The sequence below is a fragment of the Paractinoplanes toevensis genome, from assembly GCF_018332695.1.
GTDB lineage: Bacteria > Actinomycetota > Actinomycetes > Mycobacteriales > Micromonosporaceae > Actinoplanes > Actinoplanes toevensis.
Window position 1 is genome coordinate 1 of sequence record NZ_BOQN01000001.1, and the last position, 18,705, is coordinate 18,705.

The 18,705-nt window shown below is 70.2% G+C and carries 15 protein-coding genes and 1 pseudogene; 7 read left to right on the plus strand and 9 right to left on the minus strand.

Annotated features, from left to right (window positions below):
* Positions 1 to 186: pseudogene (locus tag Ato02nite_RS00005) on the minus strand (RNA polymerase sigma factor SigF); the annotation flags it as partial.
* A gap of 223 nt (positions 187 to 409) precedes the next feature.
* Here Ato02nite_RS00005 and ppgK point away from each other — a divergent pair.
* Together ppgK and Ato02nite_RS00015 are read left to right on the plus strand one after the other, a co-directional pair.
* A complete protein-coding gene (ppgK, locus tag Ato02nite_RS00010; RefSeq protein WP_213004202.1) occupies positions 410 to 1,168 on the plus strand; it encodes a polyphosphate--glucose phosphotransferase in 759 nt (252 codons plus the stop codon).
* 1 nt (position 1,169) lies between these two features.
* Positions 1,170 to 1,634: a PPOX class F420-dependent oxidoreductase gene (locus Ato02nite_RS00015; RefSeq protein ID WP_213004203.1), complete on the plus strand. Its 465-nt coding sequence runs from the start codon at positions 1,170 to 1,172 to the stop codon at positions 1,632 to 1,634.
* 64 nt (positions 1,635 to 1,698) lie between these two features.
* Here Ato02nite_RS00015 and Ato02nite_RS00020 read toward each other — a convergent pair whose 3' ends face one another.
* Positions 1,699 to 2,277 carry a hypothetical protein gene (locus tag Ato02nite_RS00020; protein WP_213004204.1) on the minus strand — a complete coding sequence of 193 codons (579 nt, stop codon included), beginning with the start codon at positions 2,275 to 2,277 and terminating at the stop codon, positions 1,699 to 1,701.
* A gap of 403 nt (positions 2,278 to 2,680) precedes the next feature.
* Between Ato02nite_RS00020 and Ato02nite_RS00025 the strand changes: the two genes are divergently transcribed.
* The 4 genes from Ato02nite_RS00025 to glgB are packed head-to-tail and all read left to right on the plus strand — an operon-like array spanning position 2,681 to position 9,939.
* On the plus strand, positions 2,681 to 4,645 hold the full coding sequence (locus tag Ato02nite_RS00025) for an alpha-1,4-glucan--maltose-1-phosphate maltosyltransferase (protein WP_213004205.1): 1,965 nt from the start codon (positions 2,681 to 2,683) through the stop codon (positions 4,643 to 4,645).
* A 34-nt stretch (positions 4,646 to 4,679) separates the two neighbouring features.
* Complete coding sequence (treS, locus tag Ato02nite_RS00030; RefSeq protein WP_213004206.1) at positions 4,680 to 6,449, plus strand: maltose alpha-D-glucosyltransferase; 1,770 nt, start codon at positions 4,680 to 4,682, stop codon at positions 6,447 to 6,449.
* Positions 6,446 to 7,774, plus strand: coding sequence for a maltokinase N-terminal cap-like domain-containing protein (locus Ato02nite_RS00035; protein WP_213004207.1), 1,329 nt, complete (start codon positions 6,446 to 6,448; stop codon positions 7,772 to 7,774). The genes treS and Ato02nite_RS00035 overlap by 4 nt, the downstream gene beginning before the upstream one ends.
* A 59-nt stretch (positions 7,775 to 7,833) precedes the next feature.
* Positions 7,834 to 9,939, plus strand: a complete 2,106-nt coding sequence (gene glgB, locus Ato02nite_RS00040) for a 1,4-alpha-glucan branching protein GlgB (protein WP_213004314.1) — start codon at positions 7,834 to 7,836, stop codon at positions 9,937 to 9,939.
* 1 nt (position 9,940) lies between these two features.
* On the opposite strand, the gene Ato02nite_RS00045 is transcribed toward glgB, so the two are convergent.
* The 5 genes from Ato02nite_RS00045 to Ato02nite_RS00065 are packed head-to-tail and all read right to left on the minus strand — an operon-like array spanning position 9,941 to position 13,278.
* Complete coding sequence (locus tag Ato02nite_RS00045; RefSeq protein WP_213004208.1) at positions 9,941 to 10,687, minus strand: hypothetical protein; 747 nt, start codon at positions 10,685 to 10,687, stop codon at positions 9,941 to 9,943.
* Between the two features lie 23 nt (positions 10,688 to 10,710).
* Positions 10,711 to 11,412: a hypothetical protein gene (locus Ato02nite_RS00050; protein WP_213004209.1), complete on the minus strand. Its 702-nt coding sequence runs from the start codon at positions 11,410 to 11,412 to the stop codon at positions 10,711 to 10,713.
* Positions 11,409 to 11,942, minus strand: a complete 534-nt coding sequence (locus Ato02nite_RS00055; RefSeq protein ID WP_213004210.1) for a SigE family RNA polymerase sigma factor — start codon at positions 11,940 to 11,942, stop codon at positions 11,409 to 11,411. Before Ato02nite_RS00055 ends, Ato02nite_RS00050 begins: the two co-directional genes overlap by 4 nt.
* Before the next feature lie 54 nt (positions 11,943 to 11,996).
* Complete coding sequence (locus Ato02nite_RS00060) at positions 11,997 to 12,536, minus strand: GNAT family N-acetyltransferase (protein WP_213004211.1); 540 nt, start codon at positions 12,534 to 12,536, stop codon at positions 11,997 to 11,999.
* A gap of 13 nt (positions 12,537 to 12,549) precedes the next feature.
* The gene (locus Ato02nite_RS00065) at positions 12,550 to 13,278 is read right to left on the minus strand and encodes a nucleotidyltransferase domain-containing protein (RefSeq protein WP_213004212.1); all 729 of its coding nucleotides are present in this window, start codon (positions 13,276 to 13,278) and stop codon (positions 12,550 to 12,552) included.
* Between the two features lie 101 nt (positions 13,279 to 13,379).
* Here Ato02nite_RS00065 and Ato02nite_RS00070 point away from each other — a divergent pair, with 101 nt between their 5' ends.
* Positions 13,380 to 15,122, plus strand: a complete 1,743-nt coding sequence (locus tag Ato02nite_RS00070; RefSeq protein ID WP_213004213.1) for a serine/threonine protein kinase — start codon at positions 13,380 to 13,382, stop codon at positions 15,120 to 15,122.
* 13 nt (positions 15,123 to 15,135) lie between these two features.
* On the opposite strand, the gene Ato02nite_RS00075 is transcribed toward Ato02nite_RS00070, so the two are convergent.
* Entirely contained in the window at positions 15,136 to 17,631 is a 2,496-nt protein-coding gene (locus Ato02nite_RS00075; protein ID WP_213004214.1) for a Tex family protein, read from the minus strand.
* The gene (locus Ato02nite_RS00080; RefSeq protein ID WP_213004215.1) at positions 17,628 to 18,629 is read right to left on the minus strand and encodes a helix-turn-helix domain-containing protein; all 1,002 of its coding nucleotides are present in this window, start codon (positions 18,627 to 18,629) and stop codon (positions 17,628 to 17,630) included. Before Ato02nite_RS00080 ends, Ato02nite_RS00075 begins: the two co-directional genes overlap by 4 nt.
* Between the last annotated feature and the right edge of the window lie 76 nt (positions 18,630 to 18,705).

Sequence of the window (18,705 nt, forward strand, 5' to 3'; positions counted from 1 at the left end):
ACCACGCCCGGAGTAACGATTGGCGAGGTGCCGGGCCAGGGGCAGCCAGGCTTCGATCGCGGCGTCCCGCAGCGCGGGGCGGGACGGGTGGTCGGCGGGCGTCGCCGCCATCGTCGCGAGCATCTCGGTGGCGCTGTCCGACACCGTGCTCTGTTGGGTCCTCGGTCCGGCCATGGTCTGGGTCATGGGTGGTCCTCCATCAAACGGGCAGAGAGCCGTGCCCGCACGCGGCGACCGTTCAGTGACTCCACGCTAGCCGGAAAGACTACGTGAGGGTAGCCGAAAGTATGAGTCACTCACGCCGAATGCCCGAGGCAGGCGTGGCAAGGGGGACATCCGCGAGGATTCAATGTCGGTCCCCCGTGGTAAACAGCGGGAAACATCTTCGAAGAAGCGGACGGGAACACAGATGGCCACTCTCGGCATCGACATCGGCGGCTCGGGCGTGAAGGGGGCGCCGGTCGACACCATCGGCGGCGACCTGCTCACCGAGCGGTTCCGCGTGCCCACGCCGCAACCCAGCGACGTGACCAGCGTCGTCGAGGCGGTGGCCGAGGTGGCCGCCCAGTTCGACGACTTCGACCGGGTCGGCATCACCTTCCCCGGCGTGGTGGTCGACGGCGTCACCCGCACCGCGGCGAACGTCGACAAGTCCTGGCTCGACGCCCCCGCGGCCGAGCTGTTCAGCCAGCGGCTCGGCAAGCCGGTCACGGTGCTCAACGACGCCGACGCCGCCGGTGCGGCCGAGGTGGCGTTCGGCGCGGGCCACGACCAGCGCGGCCTGATCATGATGCTGACCTTCGGCACCGGCATCGGCAGCGCGCTGTTCCTCGACGGCGTCCTGATCCCGAACACCGAGTTCGGCCACCTCGAGCTGGACGGCAAGGACGCCGAGGCGCGCGCCTCCGACCGGGCCCGCGAGGCCGAGGACATGAGCTGGGAGAAATGGGCCGGCCGGGTGGAGGACTATCTCAAGCACGTCGAGATGCTGCTCTCGCCGCGGCTGTTCATCATCGGCGGCGGGGTCAGCAAGAAATCCGACAAGTTCTTCCCGCTGATCGACATCCGCACCCCGATGGTCCCGGCGACCCTGCTCAACAACGCCGGCATCATCGGCGCGGCGGTGGCGGCCGAGCAGGCCGAGACCGGCTCCCCGGTGCAGGTCTGACGTGCCGCGCACCATCGCCACCAACACCACCGTCGACCGCGACGAGCTGCTGGAGTTCATCCGGCCGCGGCACCACGCGATCCTGATGACCACCCGCCGCGACGGGCGCCCGCAGTCCTCGCCCAACACGTGCGGCGTCGACACCGAGGGCCGGATCGTCATCTCCACCTACCCCGAGCGGGCCAAGGCGATGAACGTCCGGCGCAACCCGCAGGTGTCGGTGCTGCTGCTGTCCGACGACTTCGGCGGGGCCTGGGTGCAGGTCGACGGCGTGGCCGAGGTGATCGACCTGCCCGACTCGGTCGAGCCCCTGGTCGATTACTACCGCTGCATCTCGGGCGAACACCCGAACTGGGACGAGTACCGCCAGGCGATGCGTGACCAGGGCAAATCCCTGATCCGCATCACCATCGACCGGTGGGGCCCGATCGCCACCGGCGGCTTCCCGGCCCGGCTGGCCGAGTAGACGACAACGACAAGAAAGGCCGGCGCCCTGAACCAGGGCGCCGGCCTTCTTTCTTGGGGGGTCTCTAGACGGCGTGCTCCACCTGCTCGACACCGAGCAGGTAGTGCAGCGTGTCGCGATGCATCGACGCGACCGGCTCGAGCAGGTCGGGGTGGCGCAGCAGCACCGCGGCCTCCTGGTCACGCTGGTCCGGGTCGAGCAGTCGGCGGAACTCGTTGGGCAGGCCACCGGCCCGGCGCGGGAGCGGGCGGGGCCGCTCGTCGCGGCTCGGCGGGATGGCGGCGGCGACCGCGTCGACGCCCCGGCGGGCCAGCATCGGGTCGGCCAGCAGGCAGGCGGCCCAGCTGACCACGACCTCGTCGACCCAGGTGCGCCAGCCCTCCTCCTCGGCCTCCTCGTCGTCCGGCTCGCTGCCGATCCGCCAGTCCAGGACGGCGGAACCGCCCGGGCCGGCGATCGCGACCAGGGCCGCGTCCATCTCGGTCGGGTAGCGCAGCCACGCGGCGACCGTGACGGCCTGGCGCGCCTGCAGCTCCGACAGCGTGTGGGCGATGGTGTCGGGGGTGCCCGCGGGGTAAGCGCGCGACAGCCAGTGGGTGCTGGCGGCGATCACCGGCGAGAGCTCGACAGACGGTCCGGCCACGAGGCGCTCCTGGAGGTCAGGCGCGGCTCCGGTCGAACCGCGTCAGGGATTACCTCGGCGGCTCGGGTGGCCAGCATGAGCAGGGTGACCATGATGGGACCGCTCGGCAACCGACACGCTCCCGTGCGGTACGAGTGGGCCCGGTGTTGCGTTTGTGGAGCGTGATTTTGCCGGCCGGAAACGTATCGATGATCAGACCGGGTAAGCATGAGCGGGGGTGAACTGTCGAAATTCACCGGAGGCGCACGGGCACTCCTGGACGAGCCGGGCTGAGCGCACTCCGGTAGGTTTGACGCATCGGCTGTCCGCTTGTTTGTGGTGCCTCCCCTGCGGAGAAGTATGCCCTGACGGCGGTCCTCATTTCGCCGCGCCCACGCCCGCCCCGCTGACTACGGTGGAGATCATGACCGGTCGTTTTCCTATCGAAGACGTAACGCCGTCCGTGTCCTGCGGCCGATACCCCGCCAAGGCCGTCGTCGGTGAATTCGTGCCGGTTTCCGCGGTGTCCTATCGCGAAGGACACCACGCCCTGGGCGTGAACGTGGTATGGCGCGGTCCCGACGGCGAGTCCGAGCCGTTCACCCGCATGCGGCCCGGCGAGCCCGGCCTCGACCAGTGGCACGGTCTGATCCGGCCGGACAAAGTGGGCCGGTGGACGTTCACCGTGGAGGCGTTCGAGGATCCCTACCGCACCTGGCGCGACGCCGTGGTGAAGAAGATCGGTGCCGGCCAGGGCGTGGAAGACCTGGCGAACGACCTGGCCGAGGGCGCCGACGTGCTCGACCTGGCCACCAAGGTCGTGCCGCACGAGGACGAGGAACGGGTCCGCACCGCCGCGGCGGTGCTGCGCGACGAGCAGCAGTCCCTGTTCGCCCGGGTCTCCCCCGCGCTCGACCTGGAAGATCTGCTCTGGCAGAACCCGGTGCGTCAGCAGGTGACCACCACCCGGTCCTACGCGATCTGGGTCGACCGCCAGCGCGCGCTCTACTCCTCGTGGTACGAATTCTTTCCCCGCTCCGAGGGCGCCGAGATCGGCCCGGACGCGACCCCGATCAAGCACGGCACGTTCCGCACCGCGGCCGAGCGGATCCCGGCCGTCGCGGCCATGGGCTTCGACGTCCTCTATCTCCCGCCGATCCACCCGATCGGCAAGATCAACCGCAAGGGGCGCAACAACACCCTGGTGGCGCGGCCGGTCGACGTCGGCTCGCCGTGGGCGATCGGTTCGGACGAGGGGGGCCACGACGCCATCCACCCCCAGCTGGGCACCCTCGAGGACTTCCGCGATTTCATCGCCGTCGCGAAGGACAACGGGATGGAGGTGGCGATGGACCTCGCGCTGCAGGCCGCGCCCGACCACCCCTGGGTCAAGTCGCATCCGCAGTTCTTCACCACCAAGGCCGACGGCACCATCGCGTACGCCGAGAACCCGCCCAAGAAGTACCAGGACATCTACCCGCTGAACTGGGACAACGACTACCGTGGCCTGCGCGACGAGGTCTATCGCGTGGTGCGGCACTGGATCGACAACGGCGTCAAGATCTTCCGGGTCGACAACCCGCACACCAAGGCGCTGAACTTCTGGCAGTGGCTGATCGCCAAGATCAAGGAAACTGATCCGGACGTGCTGTTCCTGGCCGAGGCGTTCACCCGGCCGGCCATGATGAACGGTCTCGGCAAGATCGGCTTCACCCAGTCGTACACGTACTTCACCTGGCGCACCACCGCCTGGGAGATGCGGGAGTACATGGGTCAGCTGATCGCGTCGCTGGACTGGATGCGCCCGAACTTCTGGCCCAACACCCCCGACATCCTGCACGAGACGCTGCAGCACGGCGGCCCGCCGATGTTCAAGATCCGCACCGTGCTGGCCAGCATGCTCTCGCCGTCCTGGGGCATGTATGCGGGGCTGGAGCTCTTCGAGCACGTGGCCCGGCCCGGCGCCGAGGAGTACGTCGACAACGAGAAGTTCGAGCTGAAGCCGCGGGACTGGGCGGCCGCCGAGCGCAGTGGCCGGTCCCTGGCGCCGTACATCACGCGTCTGAACAAGGTCCGGGCCGAGAACCCCGCGCTGCACTGGCTGCGCAACCTGCGCTTCCACGAGGTCGACAACGGCGCGCTTCTGATCTTCTCCAAGCGTGACCTGGAGACCGGTAACACCGTTCTGGTTGTCGTCTCCTTCGACTCCAGCAACGTGCAGTGGGGCAACGTCACGCTGAACATGCCCGAGCTGGGCATGGACTGGCACGAGCGGTTCACGGTGGTCGACCAGATCACCGGGGCAACGTACGAGTGGGGCCAGCACAACGCCGTCCGGATCGACCCCTACGTCGAGCCGGCGCACGTCTTCGTTCTACGGCGCAACTGATTCAAGTACCTGCGGGTGGGTAGGTGGGAAAGCAATGGACCTGACTGAAGATCTCGATCCGGCGTACGACCCGGCGGAGGGAAGCCACGTCGAGGACGGTGTGGTCGAGCATCCCACCGCCGAGGACTTCGGCCATGCCCGATCACTGCCCGCCGACACGACCTGGTTCCAGCGAGCCGTGTTCTACGAGGTCCTGGTCCGGGCCTTCTACGACTCCAGCTCGGACGGCTCCGGTGACCTGCGCGGCCTGATCGAGCGGCTCGACTACCTGCAGTGGCTCGGCGTCGACTGCCTCTGGCTGCCGCCGTTCTACCAGTCGCCGCTGCGCGACGGCGGGTACGACATCAGCGACTTCTACCGGGTGCTGCCGGAGTTCGGCACGGTGGAGGACTTCGTGGCGCTGCTCGACGCGGCCCACAAGCGCGGCATCCGGGTGATCACCGACCTGGTCATGAACCACACCTCCGACCAGCACGCCTGGTTCCAGGAGTCGCGGCGCGACCCGGACGGGCCGTACGGCGATTTCTACGTCTGGAGCGACACCAGCGAGAAATACCAGGACGCCCGGGTGATCTTCGTCGACACCGAGGAGTCGAACTGGACGTTCGACCCGGTGCGCCGGCAGTTCTTCTGGCACCGGTTCTTCTCCCACCAGCCCGACCTGAACTACGACAACCCGGCCGTGCAGGAGGCCATGCTCGACGTCCTGCGCTTCTGGCTGGACATCGGCATCGACGGTTTCCGGCTGGACGCGGTCCCCTACCTGTACGAGCGGGAGGGCACCAACGGGGAGAACCTCCCCGAGACGCACGCGTTCCTCAAGCACTGCCGCAAGGTGATCGACGACGAGTTCCCGGGCCGGGTGCTGCTGGCCGAGGCCAACCAGTGGCCGGCCGACGTGGTGGAGTACTTCGGCGATCCGAAGACCGGCGGCGACGAGTGCCACATGGCGTTCCACTTCCCGCTGATGCCGCGCATCTTCATGGCGGTCCGCCGCGAGTCCCGCTTCCCGATCTCCGAGATCATGGCGCAGACGCCGGCCATCCCGGACAACTGCCAGTGGGGCATCTTCCTGCGGAACCACGACGAGCTCACCCTCGAGATGGTCACCGACGAAGAGCGCGACTACATGTACTCGGAGTACGCCAAGGACCCGCGGATGAAAGCGAACGTCGGCATCCGCCGGCGACTCGCCCCCCTGCTGGAGAACGACCGCAACCAGATCGAACTGTTCACCGCGATGCTGCTGTCGCTGCCCGGCTCGCCGGTGTTGTATTACGGCGACGAGATCGGCATGGGCGACAACATCTGGCTCGGTGACCGCGACGGCGTGCGCACGCCGATGCAGTGGACACCCGACCGCAACGCCGGTTTCTCCACCGCCAACCCGGGCCGGCTCTACCTGCCGGCGAATCAGGACCCGGTGTACGGCTATCAGGCGGTAAATGTCGAGGCGCAGCGGGACAGTTCCACGTCCCTGCTCAACTGGACCCGTACGATGCTGGCGGTGCGACGCCGCCACGACGCGTTCGCCGTCGGAACGTTCCGCGAACTCGGCGGGTCGAACCCGTCGGTCCTCGCCTACCTGCGCGAGAACGGCGACGACGTGGTGTTGTGCGTGAACAACCTGTCGCGCTTCCCGCAACCGATCGAGCTCAACCTGCAGCACTGGAACGGGTACACGCCGGTGGAGTTGACCGGCCACGTGAACTTCCCGCGCGTCGGCCAGTTGCCGTACCTGTTGACCCTCCCCGGGCACGGCTTCTACTGGTTCCAGCTGTGCAGGTCCGAGGAGAAGCAATGACGCTGCCCTTCGCCGAGTGGCTCCCGCAACAGCGCTGGTACGCGGGCAAGGCCCGCACCCTGGCGTCCGTCAAGGAGGCGTCGTCGACGAAGCTCGGCGACAACCTCGACCTGGTGCTGGTCGATGTCGAGTACACCGACGGCAGCTCCGAGCGCTACCAGGTGATCGTCGCCTGGGACAACCACCCGATCGCCGAGTACAGCAGCGTGGCCACCATCGGCACGGTCGACGGCCGCACCGGCTACGACGCCCTCTACGACCCGGGCGCCGCGCGTTACCTGCTGGGCCTGGTCGCCGGCGGCGCGTCGGTCGGCGACGTGGTCTTCGAGCCGGAACCGGACGCCGAGTTCCCCACCGAGGAGTCCTGGCCCCGGGTCTTCGACGCCGAGCAGAGCAACACCAGCGTGATCTTCGGCGAGGACGCGATCCTCAAGGTCTTCCGCCGGGTGTCCACCGGTATCAACCCGGACGTGGAGCTCAACCAGGTGCTCGGCCGGCGCGGCAACCCGCACGTGGCGCGGCTGCTCGGCTCGTTCGAGACCATCGAGGGCGGCGAACCGTGCCCGCTCGGCATGGTGACCGCGTTCGCCGGCAACTCGGCCGAGGGCTGGGCGATGGCCACCGCCAGCGCGCGTGACCTGTTCGCCGACGCGGAGATGGGCGCCGACGAGGTCGGCGGCGACTTCCAGGGCGAGTCCTACCGGCTCGGCGAGGCCGTCGCGTCGGTGCACGCCGACCTGGCCGCCGAGCTGGGCTCCGGCCCGGCGGCGTTCCCGCTGGACGCGGTGCTGGCCCGGCTGCGCCAGGCCGCCAACTCGGTCACCGAGATCCAGCAGTACGTCCCGACCATCGAGGCCCAGTTCCGGGCGCTCGACGGCGTGGAGGTCACGGTCCAGCGGGTGCACGGCGACCTGCACCTCGGCCAGGTGTTGCGCACCCCCGAGGCGTGGCTGCTGATCGACTTCGAGGGCGAGCCGGGCGTGCCGCTCGACGAGCGGCGACGGCCCGACTCGCCGCTGCGCGACATCGCCGGCGTGCTGCGCAGCTACGAGTACGCGGCCTATCAGCTGCTCGTCGACTCGGACGACGAGGAGCACCTGGCCGCGCGGGCCCGCGAGTGGGTGGACCGGAACCGGACCGCCTTCTGCGACGGGTACGCGCACGCCTCCGGCCTCGACCCGCGAACCCAGGGTGCGCTGCTCGCGGCGTACGAGTTGGACAAGGCGGTCTACGAGGCCGCGTACGAAGCCCGGCACCGGCCCGGATGGCTGCGGATCCCCCTGCGGTCCATCGCCCGGCTGGTCGGCCCGAACCACTTCAGCTAGAAGGAGCCACTCTCGTGATCGGCCACCCAGCCTCCTCGCTCGCCGCCGACCAGCGCGCCATGAACAGCGTGGTGGCCGGCGACACCCACGACCCGCACGCCATCCTCGGCGCCCACCCGGCCGGCGACCACACGGTGATCCGCACCCTGCGCAAGGGCGCCGAGAAGGTGTCGCTCGTCTACGGCGGCGAGCGCGCCGACATGACCAAGGTGCACGACGCCGGCATCTTCGCCGCCGAACTGCCCGGCACGGTCCTCGACTACCGCCTCGACGTGGACGGCACCCAGTTCGACGACCCGTACCGTCATCTGCCCACCCTGGGCGAACTCGATCTGCACCTGATCGGCGAGGGCCGGCACGAGAAGCTGTGGCGGGTGCTCGGCGCCCAGCCGCGCGGCACCGGCGTGGGCTTCGCGGTGTGGGCGCCGGCCGCCCGCGGTGTCCAGGTGGTCGGCGACTTCTCCGGCTGGGGGCCGTACGACGGCTGGCCGATGCGGTCGCTCGGCAGCAGCGGCGTCTGGGAGGTCTACATCCCGGAGGCGCACACCGGCTCCAAGTACAAGTTCAAGATCCTCGGCCGGGACGGCGTCTGGCGGGAGCACGCCGACCCGCTGGCCCAGCACACCGAGGTGCCGCCGGCCACCGCGTCGGTCGTGTTCGAGTCCACCTACGAGTGGGGCGACACCGACTGGATGCGGGAGCGCGCCACCAAGCGGTGGCATCAGGAGCCGACCAGCGCGTACGAGGTGCACCTCGGATCCTGGCGCCCCGGACTGTCCTACACCGAGCTCGCGTCGCAACTGGTCGACTACGTGGTCGAGATGGGCTTCACCCACGTCGAGCTCATGCCGGTGATGGAGCACCCGTTCGGCGGTTCGTGGGGTTACCAGGTGACCGGTTACTTCGCCCCCACCTCCCGGTTCGGCAACCCCGACGAGTTCCGCTACCTGGTCGACAAGCTGCACCAGGCCGGCATCGGCGTCATCCTCGACTGGGTGCCCGCCCACTTCCCCAAGGACGAGTGGGCCCTGGCCCGCTTCGACGGCACTCCGCTCTACGAGCACGGCGACTGGCGGCGCGGCGAACACCCCGACTGGGGAACGTACGTCTTCGACTTCGGCCGCAAGGAGGTTCGCAACTTCCTGGTCGCGAACGCCCTGTACTGGTGCGAGGAGTTCCACGCCGACGGCCTGCGGGTCGACGCGGTCGCCTCGATGCTCTACCTGGACTACTCCCGCAAGGACGGCGAGTGGACGCCGAACCAGTACGGCGGCCGGGAGAATCTGGACGCGATCAGCTTCCTGCAGGAGATGAACGCGACGGTCTACAAGAACAACCCCGGCGTGGTGACCATCGCCGAGGAGTCGACCGCGTGGCCGGGCGTCACCCGCCCCACCCACCTGGGCGGCCTGGGCTTCGGCTTCAAGTGGAACATGGGCTGGATGAACGACACCCTCTCCTACATGGAGAAGGAGCCGATCTACCGGCAGTGGCACCACCACCAGATGACCTTCGCCACCGTGTACGCCTGGAGCGAGAACTACATCCTGCCGATCAGCCACGACGAGGTCGTGCACGGCAAGGGTTCGCTGGCCGGCAAGATGCCCGGCGACGAGTGGCAGAAACTGGCGAACACCCGCGCCCTGCTCGGCTTCATGTGGGCCTTCACCGGCAAGCAGCTGCTGTTCATGGGCAGCGAGATGGGCGACATGCGGGAGTGGTCCGAGGAGCGTGGCCTGGACTGGGGCCTGCTCGAAAACCCGGCCTTCGGTGGCGTGCAGGGCCTGGTCAAGGACCTGAACCGGGTGTACAAGGAGACCCCGGCGATCTGGACCCAGGACACCAGCCCGTCCGGTTTCCGCTGGATCACCAGCGAGGACTCCCAGCACAACACGTTCTCGTTCGTCCGCTTCGCCCCCAACGGCGACGCCCTGGCCTGCATCGTCAACTTCGCCGCCCTCCCGCACGAGGGCTACCGCATCGGCCTGCCCCGGACGGGCCGCTGGCAGGAGGTCGTCAACACCGACAGCTCGCTGTACGGCGGTTCCGGTGTCGGCAACCTGGGTGAGGTCACGGCCGAGGAGCTGCCGTGGCACGGCTTCAACGCCTCGGCCTCGCTGCGGGTGCCGCCGCTCGGCGCGGTCTGGCTGCGCTACCAGCAGTAGCTCAGCCGGTCACCAGCAACAGCAGCCCGAACCCGCCGACGCCGACGATCGAGCCGACCACGACGAAGACGGGGATGGCCTTCGCCATGAGCGAGAGGTCATCCTCCGTCTCCGTGATCAGGCCGGCCCAGGTGCCCTTGATGATCCGCGCGCCCCGGCCCGGCCGCAGCACGCCGCCGGCCACCCGCCCCATCGCGAACACCTCACGGCCGCGCGGCAGCCGCACCTCGGTCATCAGCAGGCTCTCGCCGATGCCGAGGCTCTTGGCCATCCCCTCGGTCACCCAGGACGGCCGTTCGTCGCCGCGGTGATAGCTCTCGGAGGTCTCGTCGCACACCGACGGCGCCTGGTAGGACTGTGGGCTTCCCCAGCGGTCGGTGAGCAGTCGCTGGTGGATGGTCACCGACCCGGTGCCGTCGGTCAGCACCGGCGGGGCCGGCGTCGTCCCGGCCTCCGAGTAATGGTTGCCCGCCTCGCTGCTGCGCCGGACCAGGGTCAGCGTCATCTCGTACCAGGCGCAGGCCTCGCCGCTGAGCGGCCCGATCTGCGGCCCCGCCGTCCCGTGCTCGACGACCGCCTCGACGGTGACAAAGCCGTTACGGCCGGACCAGGTGCCGATCGGCGTCGGCGGTGTCCGGCGCAGCCGGCGGGCCAGGCGTACGTTGCCCGCGCTGATCGCCGCGAAGATCGGGGTGACCAGCACCATGCACATGCCGAGGCAGAGAATGCCGGAGGCGACCAGGGCCATGCGCACAAGGTAGCCACCGCCGTCTATCCGCCGGCGGAGGTCGACAACGTGTACGGCGGACCGGACGGACCGAACCCGGTCTTACCGGTCGTGCTGAGGAACTCGAAGGCGAACCCGGCCCGGTCGTTCGACTGCGCGTCACCGGCGGCGAAGATTCGCAGATAGCCGTACACCGGCTGGCGGATGGTCAGCTGCAGCGGCACCGGGCCGTTGTCCGCGCAGGTGGCCGCGCCCTGGCCGAGCACCGTGTCGCCGGAGTCGCCCTGCTTCACGACGACGACGACAGTGCCGGAACCGACGCAGTAGAAGCGGAACGCATAGGTGTCGGCCGGCATGTCGTTCATGTGGTTCTCGTAGTCCGCGATGACCACCCCCTGGGTCGCGTTGATCGACGTCGGCGTCTTGTCCCGGTCGGCCAGCAGCTCGCCGGCCGTCTGCGCCCGGTCGTACTCCGGCCCGGTCGGGTCCGGCATCACCGGCGGCCAGTCGCTGCCGGACGGCGTCGCGCCGGGGTCGCCCGCGACGTAGCTGCCGCCGTCGCCCGGGTACAGGCCGACCCCGGCGCCGACCAGGATCACGGCCACGGTGACCCCGGCGCCGGCCGAGACGGCGACACCGCGCCGGCGGCGTACGGTCGCCCGGACCTTCGACGCGCCCGGCGGGACGATCTCGTTGAGCGTGCGGGTGCGCAGGTCCTGGAAGAGGGTCTCGAGTTTGTCGGTCATCGCGGGTCCTCCTCGGGCGCGGCGTCGGTCAGAGCGAGCTGAGCGGCCAGCGCCTGGCGGGCCCGGTGCAACCAGGACTTCACCGTGCCGGCCGGCACGCCCTCCCGGTCGGCGATCTCGGCCACGGTCAGGTCGGCCAGGTAGCGCAGCACGATCGCGCGGCGATGGTTGTCGGGCAGGGTGGCCAGCGCCGCGATCAGCGCGACCCGCTCCGGCTCGGGCCCGTCCACCTGGTGTTCCTCCGGGCGCTGCCGGCCCAGGAAGCCGCGGACGGTACGCCGGCGGCGCCATCCGCTGACCGCCAGATTCCAGGCGACCCGGCGCACCCAGGCGACCGGGTCATCGAACCGGGACATGGTGCGCCATCTCGCGTACGCCCGGCAGAACGCCTCCTGGACGACGTCCTGGGCCTCCTGCCGGTCCCCGAAGTAGGCATAGAGCTGCACGGTGAGGTCGCCGTAGTGCGCGGCATAGATCTCGTCAAACGACGATGTCTCGTTCGGCACGGCGGGCAGCGCCTCCGGTGTCATTCCGGCGAATGCTGTCACGGCCACTACACGCCCGGGCCGGGCCGGACGTTGCACCTACTCCTCGCGGAGCCACTCGTCGCCGAGGAGGCCGTAGATCAGGTCGTCGGTCCACTCGCCCTTGATGTAGGTCTGCTGCCGCAGGTGGCCCTCGCGGGTGAAGCCGAGTCGTTCCAGCAGCCCGGCCGACGCGACGTTGCGCGCGTCGCACTCGCCGGTCACCTTGTGCAGGCCCTGCAGGCGGAACAGCCGATCGAGTACGCCGCGGACGGCCTCGGTCGCATAACCCATTTTTTGGTACGGCGTGGCCAGCGTGAAGCCGATCTCGGCCTGCATCAGGTTGTCGTGCAGCCGGACGCCGACGTCGCCGATCAACCGGCGGTCCTCGAGTCGCTCGATCGCCCACTGGAACCAGCCCTGGATGTCCGGCGAGGACTCCATGAAATTGACCACCGCGGTCTCGGCCTTGAGCAGTGGAAACGGCGCGTCCCAGGATTGGTAGCGAGCCACCTCCGGGTCCGACCGGTAGGCGGCCAGCACCGGCGCGTCGGCCGGCCGGAAACGCCGCAGGATCAGCCGCTCGGTGTTGATGAGCATCCGCCGAGGATACTCAGAGCAACCGGCCGAGATGCCCGCGCATGAGGCGGCGGACCAGCGTGCCCCGGTCCCGCAGCTGCTCGTCGGTGTGGGCGATCGTCTCGCCGGCCCGGCGCCGCCGGATCTCGTCGGCCAGCGACGCGGGCACCCCGAGGGACGGCAGCCGGTCGATCGCCTCCCGCTTGGTGATCAGCCGGCCGGTCGCGATCGTCTCGTCGGCCCGCGACACCGTGGTGAGGCCGAGGTCGACGTGCAGATCCGTACGCCAGACCTTGATCTTCCTTACCGCCGAGGCCCAGTAGCCGCGCAGCTCGCCCCGGGCCGCCTCGGCCAGCTCGGCCGGGCTGACCGGCGGGATCAGCTCGCCCGGCGGCGGACCGAGGACGGTGACACCGAACTGGTGCAGCTCGCCGCGGGCGATCCCGCTGAGCGGACGCCGGAACATCCGCTCGTGCGCCCAGTTCACATGAGATGCGGAGATATCGGATATTTCGCCGAGCGGGACGTAAGCGCAGTGCAGCTTCGCCGGGCCGATGACCCGGTGCAGCGCTCGCAGGCGAGCCCGCCGATAGGGCGTGAGCGGCGCGGAGATCACCGCCACCAGGTCGAGGTCGCTGATCCCGGGCCGGTAGTCGCCCGATCCGATCGACCCACCGGCGTAGAACCCGACAACTCCGGCGACGGATCGGACAGCCGACGCGAACCCGGGAACGACCGGAACGATCCAGAGGCGATCATCCATACCTCCAGCATGACGGTTCGATGCCAAGTGCATGGCTGGCCTACGACCGCCGGCTTACGCCCGATAGAGTGACGTCGCCAAGTTCGGGGGGCGGGGACACCATGTCTGGGGAGCGTACGGAGCCTTTGCGCCCGCACGATCCGCGTGCCCTGGGCGACTACGAGATCGTCGGCCGCCTCGGCGAGGGCGGCATGGGCACGGTCTATCTCGCCCGCACGCCCGGCGGAGTGCTGGTCGCGGTCAAGGTGGTGCGCGCCGACCTCGCGCCCGACGACGAGTTCCGCCGCCGCTTCCGCAGCGAGGTGGCCCGGGCCCGGCAGGTGCCGCCGTTCTGCACCGCCGAGGTGCTCGACGCCGACCCCGACCACGAGAGCCCCTACCTGGTGGTGGAATATGTGGACGGCCCGACCCTCGCGCACGTCGTCGAGGAGCGTGGCCCGCTCACCGCGGCCAACCTGCACAGTGTCGCGATCGGCGTGGCGACCGCGCTGACCGCCATCCACGGCGCCGGCGTCATCCACCGCGACCTCAAACCGCGCAACGTGCTGCTCGCCCCCGGCTCCCCCAAGGTGATCGACTTCGGGATCGCCCGGCACGTCGAGGCGACCGGCGGCAACACCGACACGTCGCAGATGGTCGGCACGGTGGCCTACATGTCGCCGGAGCGCTTCGGGGTCGCCGACACCCCGCTGACCCCGGCCGCGGACGTGTTCGCCTGGGGCGGCGTGGTGGCGTACGCGGGAACCGGCCGCACCCCGTTCGCAGCCGATTCGCCGCCCGCGACCGCGGCCCGCATCCTGACCCAGCCGCCCGATCTGTCCGGCCTGGCCGGTCCGCTGCGCGAGCTGGTCGGGCACGCCCTGGAGAAGGACCCGGCCAACCGGCCCAGCGCCCGCGAGCTGCTCGACCTGCTGGTCTCCGGCCCGTCGCGGCCCGCCGCGACGGCGGCCGCGCTGGCCGGCCAACCCGATCTGCGGGCGGCGGCCGCAGAGGCGCAGGCGGTCACCGGGGTGCGCATTCCGGCCGACCTCGCCGGCCTGATCGGTTACGAGGAAAACTCGATCGTCACCGTGCCGATCTCGCCGGTGCCCACTCCCCTGCCCGGCCCGCCGCCGCCCGAGCCGCGCCGCCGCTGGTTCCTGCCGGTCGCGGTGGCCGCGCTGATCCTGGCGGTGGTGGCCGGCGCGATGATGGTCGTGCTCGGTTCCCCGGCCGGCGAGCGGGCGATCGCCTCCGAGGGCCCGACGGACGGCCCGTCGTCGGCCGCGCCCGCCTCCGACACCCTGGTGATCGACGACGCCCTGACCGGGCCGCGGCTGTGGCAGGCCAAGTCGCTGCCGGCCGAGAAGGCGTCCTGTTCGTTCGACGGCACCGGCATGGTGGCCCACCGGGACACCAAGGGCGTCTACCGCTGCTCCGGCCCGGACGACGGCGTGCCCGACGACGTCCGGGTCGAGGTCGGGGTGCGCCTGCTGACCGAGGACAGCTGCGCCGGGCTGTGGTTCCGTTTCGCACCCTGGCACGGCTATCTGCTGCGGGTCTGCGAGAAGAACATCTATCTGGGCACGCACAAGGACCAGGCGGTCGCGACGATCCGCACGTTTCCGCTCGACGCGCCGATCGCGATCGGCGCCGCGCCGACGACGATCGAGGTACGCGCGGTGGGCAACCAGGCGACGGTGCTGCGTGACGGGGTGGAGGTCGGCACGGTCCCGCTGACCGACACGCAGATCACCGGCGGCCGGGTGCTGCTCGGCGTCTACACCGAGCGCGGCGCGGCCGAGGACGGCCCTTACGACGTGGCGTTCAGCAATGTGAAGGTGTGGGGGCTCAGCGGCAACTGAGCCCCGCAACCGCTCAGTCCTTGATCAGGCCGGCCCGCCGCAGCGCGGCCGCCATCTCGTCGTTCATCGGAGCCGAGCCGCCACCCTGGCGCTGCCCGCCACCGCCGCCCTGGCGCTGCCCGCCACCGCCCTGACGCTGGCCGCCGCCCTGCCGCGGACCGCCACCGCCTTGACCGCGCTGGCCACCGCCCTGCCCGCCCTGACGCGGACCGCTGCCACCTTGACCGCGCTGACCGCCGCCCTCGCGGGGCTGACCGCTATCGCGGGGCTGACCGCCCTGCCGAGGCTGACCGCCCTGACGGGGCTGACCGGCCGGCCCGTCCTCGCGCGGGCGGCGCTGGGCCGGCTCGTCGGTGAGGCGCATGGTCAGCGAGATCCGCTTCCGGGCCTCGTCGACCTCGACCACCCGAACTTTCACGACATCGCCGGATTTGACGACGTCGCGCGGGTCCTTCACGAACGTGTTGGACAGAGCCGACACGTGCACCAGACCGTCCTGGTGGACGCCGACGTCGACGAACGCCCCGAACGCCGCCACATTGGTGACCACACCCTCGAGGATCATGCCCGGCTTGAGGTGGGCGATCTTCTCGACGCCCTCGGCGAAGGTGGCCGTGGTGAACCCCGGCCGCGGGTCACGACCCGGCTTCTCGAGCTCCTTCAGGATGTCCGTGACGGTCGGCAGGCCGACCGCGTCGGTGACGTAGTCGGAGGGGCGCAGCGCCCGCAGCAGCGGGCTGTTCCCGATCACCGTCTTGATGTCGGCGCTGGTGGCGGCCAGGATCGTCCGCACCACGGGGTACGACTCGGGGTGCACGCTGGACGAGTCGAGCGGGTTGTCGCCGTCCGGGATGCGCAGGAAGCCGGCGCACTGCTCGAACGCCTTGGGCCCGAGCCGGGCGACCTTCTTTATGTCGTCCCGGGTGCGGAACGGCCCGTTCGAGTCGCGGTGCATCACGATGTTCTCGGCCAGGCCCGCGCCGATGCCGGAGACCCGGGTGAGCAGCGGCGCCGACGCGGTGTTGACGTCCACGCCGACCGCGTTCACACAGTCCTCGACCACCGCGTCCAGCGACTTGGACAGCTTCGACTCGGCCAGGTCGTGCTGGTACTGCCCGACGCCGATCGAGCGCGGGTCGATCTTCACGAGCTCGGCCAGCGGGTCCTGCAGGCGGCGGGCGATCGAGACGGCGCCGCGCAGCGACACGTCCATGCCGGGCAGTTCCTGCGAGGCGTACGCGGACGCCGAGTAGACCGACGCGCCCGCCTCGGAGACCATCACCTTGGTCAGGCCGGCCTCGGGGTGCTTCTTGATCAGCTCGCCGGCCAGCTTGTCGGTCTCGCGGGAGGCGGTGCCGTTGCCGATCGCGATCAGGTCGACGTTGTGCTTCGAGGCGAGCGCGGCGAGCCGGTGGATCGACTCGTCCCACTTGTTCTGCGGGACGTGCGGGTAGATCGTGTCGGTGGCCACGACCTTGCCGGTCGAGTCGACCACGGCCACCTTGACGCCGGTGCGGAAGCCCGGGTCGAGACCCATCGTGGTGCGGCTGCCGGCCGGCGCGGCGAGCAGCAGGTCACGCAGGTTGGCGGCGAAGACCCGGACGGCCTCGTCCTCGGCCGCCTGCCACAGCCGCACCCGCAGGTCGGCACCGAGGTGGATGAGGATGCGGGTGCGCCACGCCCAGCGGACGGTGTCGACCAGCCACTTGTCGCCGGGCCGGCCGGCGTCGGAGATGCCGTTGCGGCCGGCGATGCGGGCCTCGAAGTAGCCCTCGTCCTCCTCCGGGTGCGGTTCCATGGTGAGGTCGAGGACGTCCTCCTTCTCACCGCGGAACATGGCGAGGATGCGGTGCGAGGGCAGTTTCGCGTACGGCTCGGCGAAGTCGAAGTAGTCGGCGAACTTGGCGCCGTCGGTCTGCTTGCCGTCCCGCACCTTGGCCACCAGCCGGCCCCGGGTCCACATCTGTTCGCGCAGGTCACCGATGAGGTCGGCGTCTTCGGCGAACCGCTCGATGAGGATCGCCCGAGCGCCGTCGAGGGCCGCGGCCTCGTCGGCCACACCCTTGTCGGCGTCGATGTAGGCCGCCGCCGTGCCGCGCGGGTCGAGCGACGGGTCGCCCAGCAGGGCGTCGGCCAGCGGCTCCAGTCCGGCCTCGCGGGCGATCTGGGCCCGGGTGCGGCGCTTCGGCTTGAACGGCAGGTAAATGTCCTCGAGCCGCGCTTTGGAGTCGGCGGCGAGGATGCTCTGCTCCAGCTCGTCGGTCATCTTGCCCTGGGTGCGGATCGATTCCAGCACCGCGGCCCGCCGGTCCTCCAGCTCCCGCAGGTAGCCGAGGCGTTCCTCGAGGGTGCGCAGCTGCGTGTCGTCGAGGGTGCCGGTCACCTCCTTGCGGTAGCGGGCGATGAACGGCACGGTGGCGCCGCCGTCGAGCAGCTCGACGGCCGCGGCAACCTGGTTCTCCCGGACGCCGAGCTCGGAGGCTATGCGCTGATGGATCGCTGTCGTCACGCCGACGATTGTGACCGAGCCGCGGTGTCGTTGTCGCGCCACCCCACATGATGATCACCCGAGCGGCGACCGGAGAGGGCCCACAGGGCCGCCTCGGTGCGGGACGAGGCACCCGTCTTACGCAGGAGATTTGACACGTGGACGGTGACCGTGCGGACCGAAATTCCGAGAACTCGCGCTATCTGCTTGTTCGGCATTCCCTCGGCGAGCAGGCCGAGCACCTCGCGCTCCCGGGCGGTCAGCTCGGGGCGGCGGGAGATCTCGCAGACGGCGGCGCCCTCCACGGCGATCAGCTCGCTGAGCCGGTAGGGGTTGCCGTCGGTGCGCCGCCACACCGCCTCGGCCAGCTCCGGCGCGCCCGCTTCCGACCCGTACACATGCCTCAAAACCTCGCCGACCTCGGCCGGAAGGAGACCGCCGAGATGGCGCCGGACGGCGCCGGGGTGTCCGCCCAGCCGCGCGAGGGTGCGCGTGGTGAGCTCCGGCGAGAGCGCCGCCTCGGCCGGCTGGCTGGTCACCAGCAGCAGGACCGGAAGGTCGGTCGAGCCGAGCTCGGCGATCAGATTGAGCGAGGCCGGATCAAGAGCATGAAGATCTTCCACCACGAGTACGGCGTGGTGGGTCCCGACCAGCCCGCGCACCGCCGCGACCGCGATGCGCAACAGGGCCTCGGGAGTGTAACGCTCCCGGGGGACATCCGGATCCTGTTTCAGCCAGGCCAGAGCGTCCGGCGGCACGTCGAGCCCGCGCGTGTCGCGCCCGGCGAGGACCGCCGCCAGCCAGTCGTAGGGTGCCGGCGAGTGCACCCGGGCCGTCCCGGCGAGCACGTTCGTCGTCGCCCGTTCCTGCCGGAACGCCGTCACGAGAGCCGTTTTCCCTGTTCCGGCCGCACCCGTCACGACCGCGGTGACCGGCCTCCGGCCGGAGCGCACGCGGGACCAGGCACCGCGCAGTTCGTCGAGCGCGCCCGCTCGCCCCACCATCGGCACCGCCATCATCACTCCACCCTACGGAGCGCGGTCACGGGGTAGGCTGGGGCACTACGTAGGACGTACTAGAGACTTCTCCTAAGGC

Coding starts and splice junctions, on each gene's coding strand:
- ppgK (WP_213004202.1), top strand. CDS start 410: ATGGCCACTCTCGGCATCGACATCGGCGGCTCGGGCGTGAAGGGGGCG.
- Ato02nite_RS00025 (WP_213004205.1), top strand. CDS start 2,681: ATGACCGGTCGTTTTCCTATCGAAGACGTAACGCCGTCCGTGTCCTGC.
- treS (WP_213004206.1), top strand. CDS start 4,680: ATGGACCTGACTGAAGATCTCGATCCGGCGTACGACCCGGCGGAGGGA.
- Ato02nite_RS00035 (WP_213004207.1), top strand. CDS start 6,446: ATGACGCTGCCCTTCGCCGAGTGGCTCCCGCAACAGCGCTGGTACGCG.
- glgB (WP_213004314.1), top strand. CDS start 7,834: ATGAACAGCGTGGTGGCCGGCGACACCCACGACCCGCACGCCATCCTC.
- Ato02nite_RS00045 (WP_213004208.1), bottom strand. CDS start 10,687: ATGGCCCTGGTCGCCTCCGGCATTCTCTGCCTCGGCATGTGCATGGTG.
- Ato02nite_RS00050 (WP_213004209.1), bottom strand. CDS start 11,412: ATGACCGACAAACTCGAGACCCTCTTCCAGGACCTGCGCACCCGCACG.
- Ato02nite_RS00055 (WP_213004210.1), bottom strand. CDS start 11,942: ATGACACCGGAGGCGCTGCCCGCCGTGCCGAACGAGACATCGTCGTTT.
- Ato02nite_RS00060 (WP_213004211.1), bottom strand. CDS start 12,536: ATGCTCATCAACACCGAGCGGCTGATCCTGCGGCGTTTCCGGCCGGCC.
- Ato02nite_RS00065 (WP_213004212.1), bottom strand. CDS start 13,278: ATGGATGATCGCCTCTGGATCGTTCCGGTCGTTCCCGGGTTCGCGTCG.
- Ato02nite_RS00070 (WP_213004213.1), top strand. CDS start 13,380: ATGTCTGGGGAGCGTACGGAGCCTTTGCGCCCGCACGATCCGCGTGCC.
- Ato02nite_RS00080 (WP_213004215.1), bottom strand. CDS start 18,629: ATGATGGCGGTGCCGATGGTGGGGCGAGCGGGCGCGCTCGACGAACTG.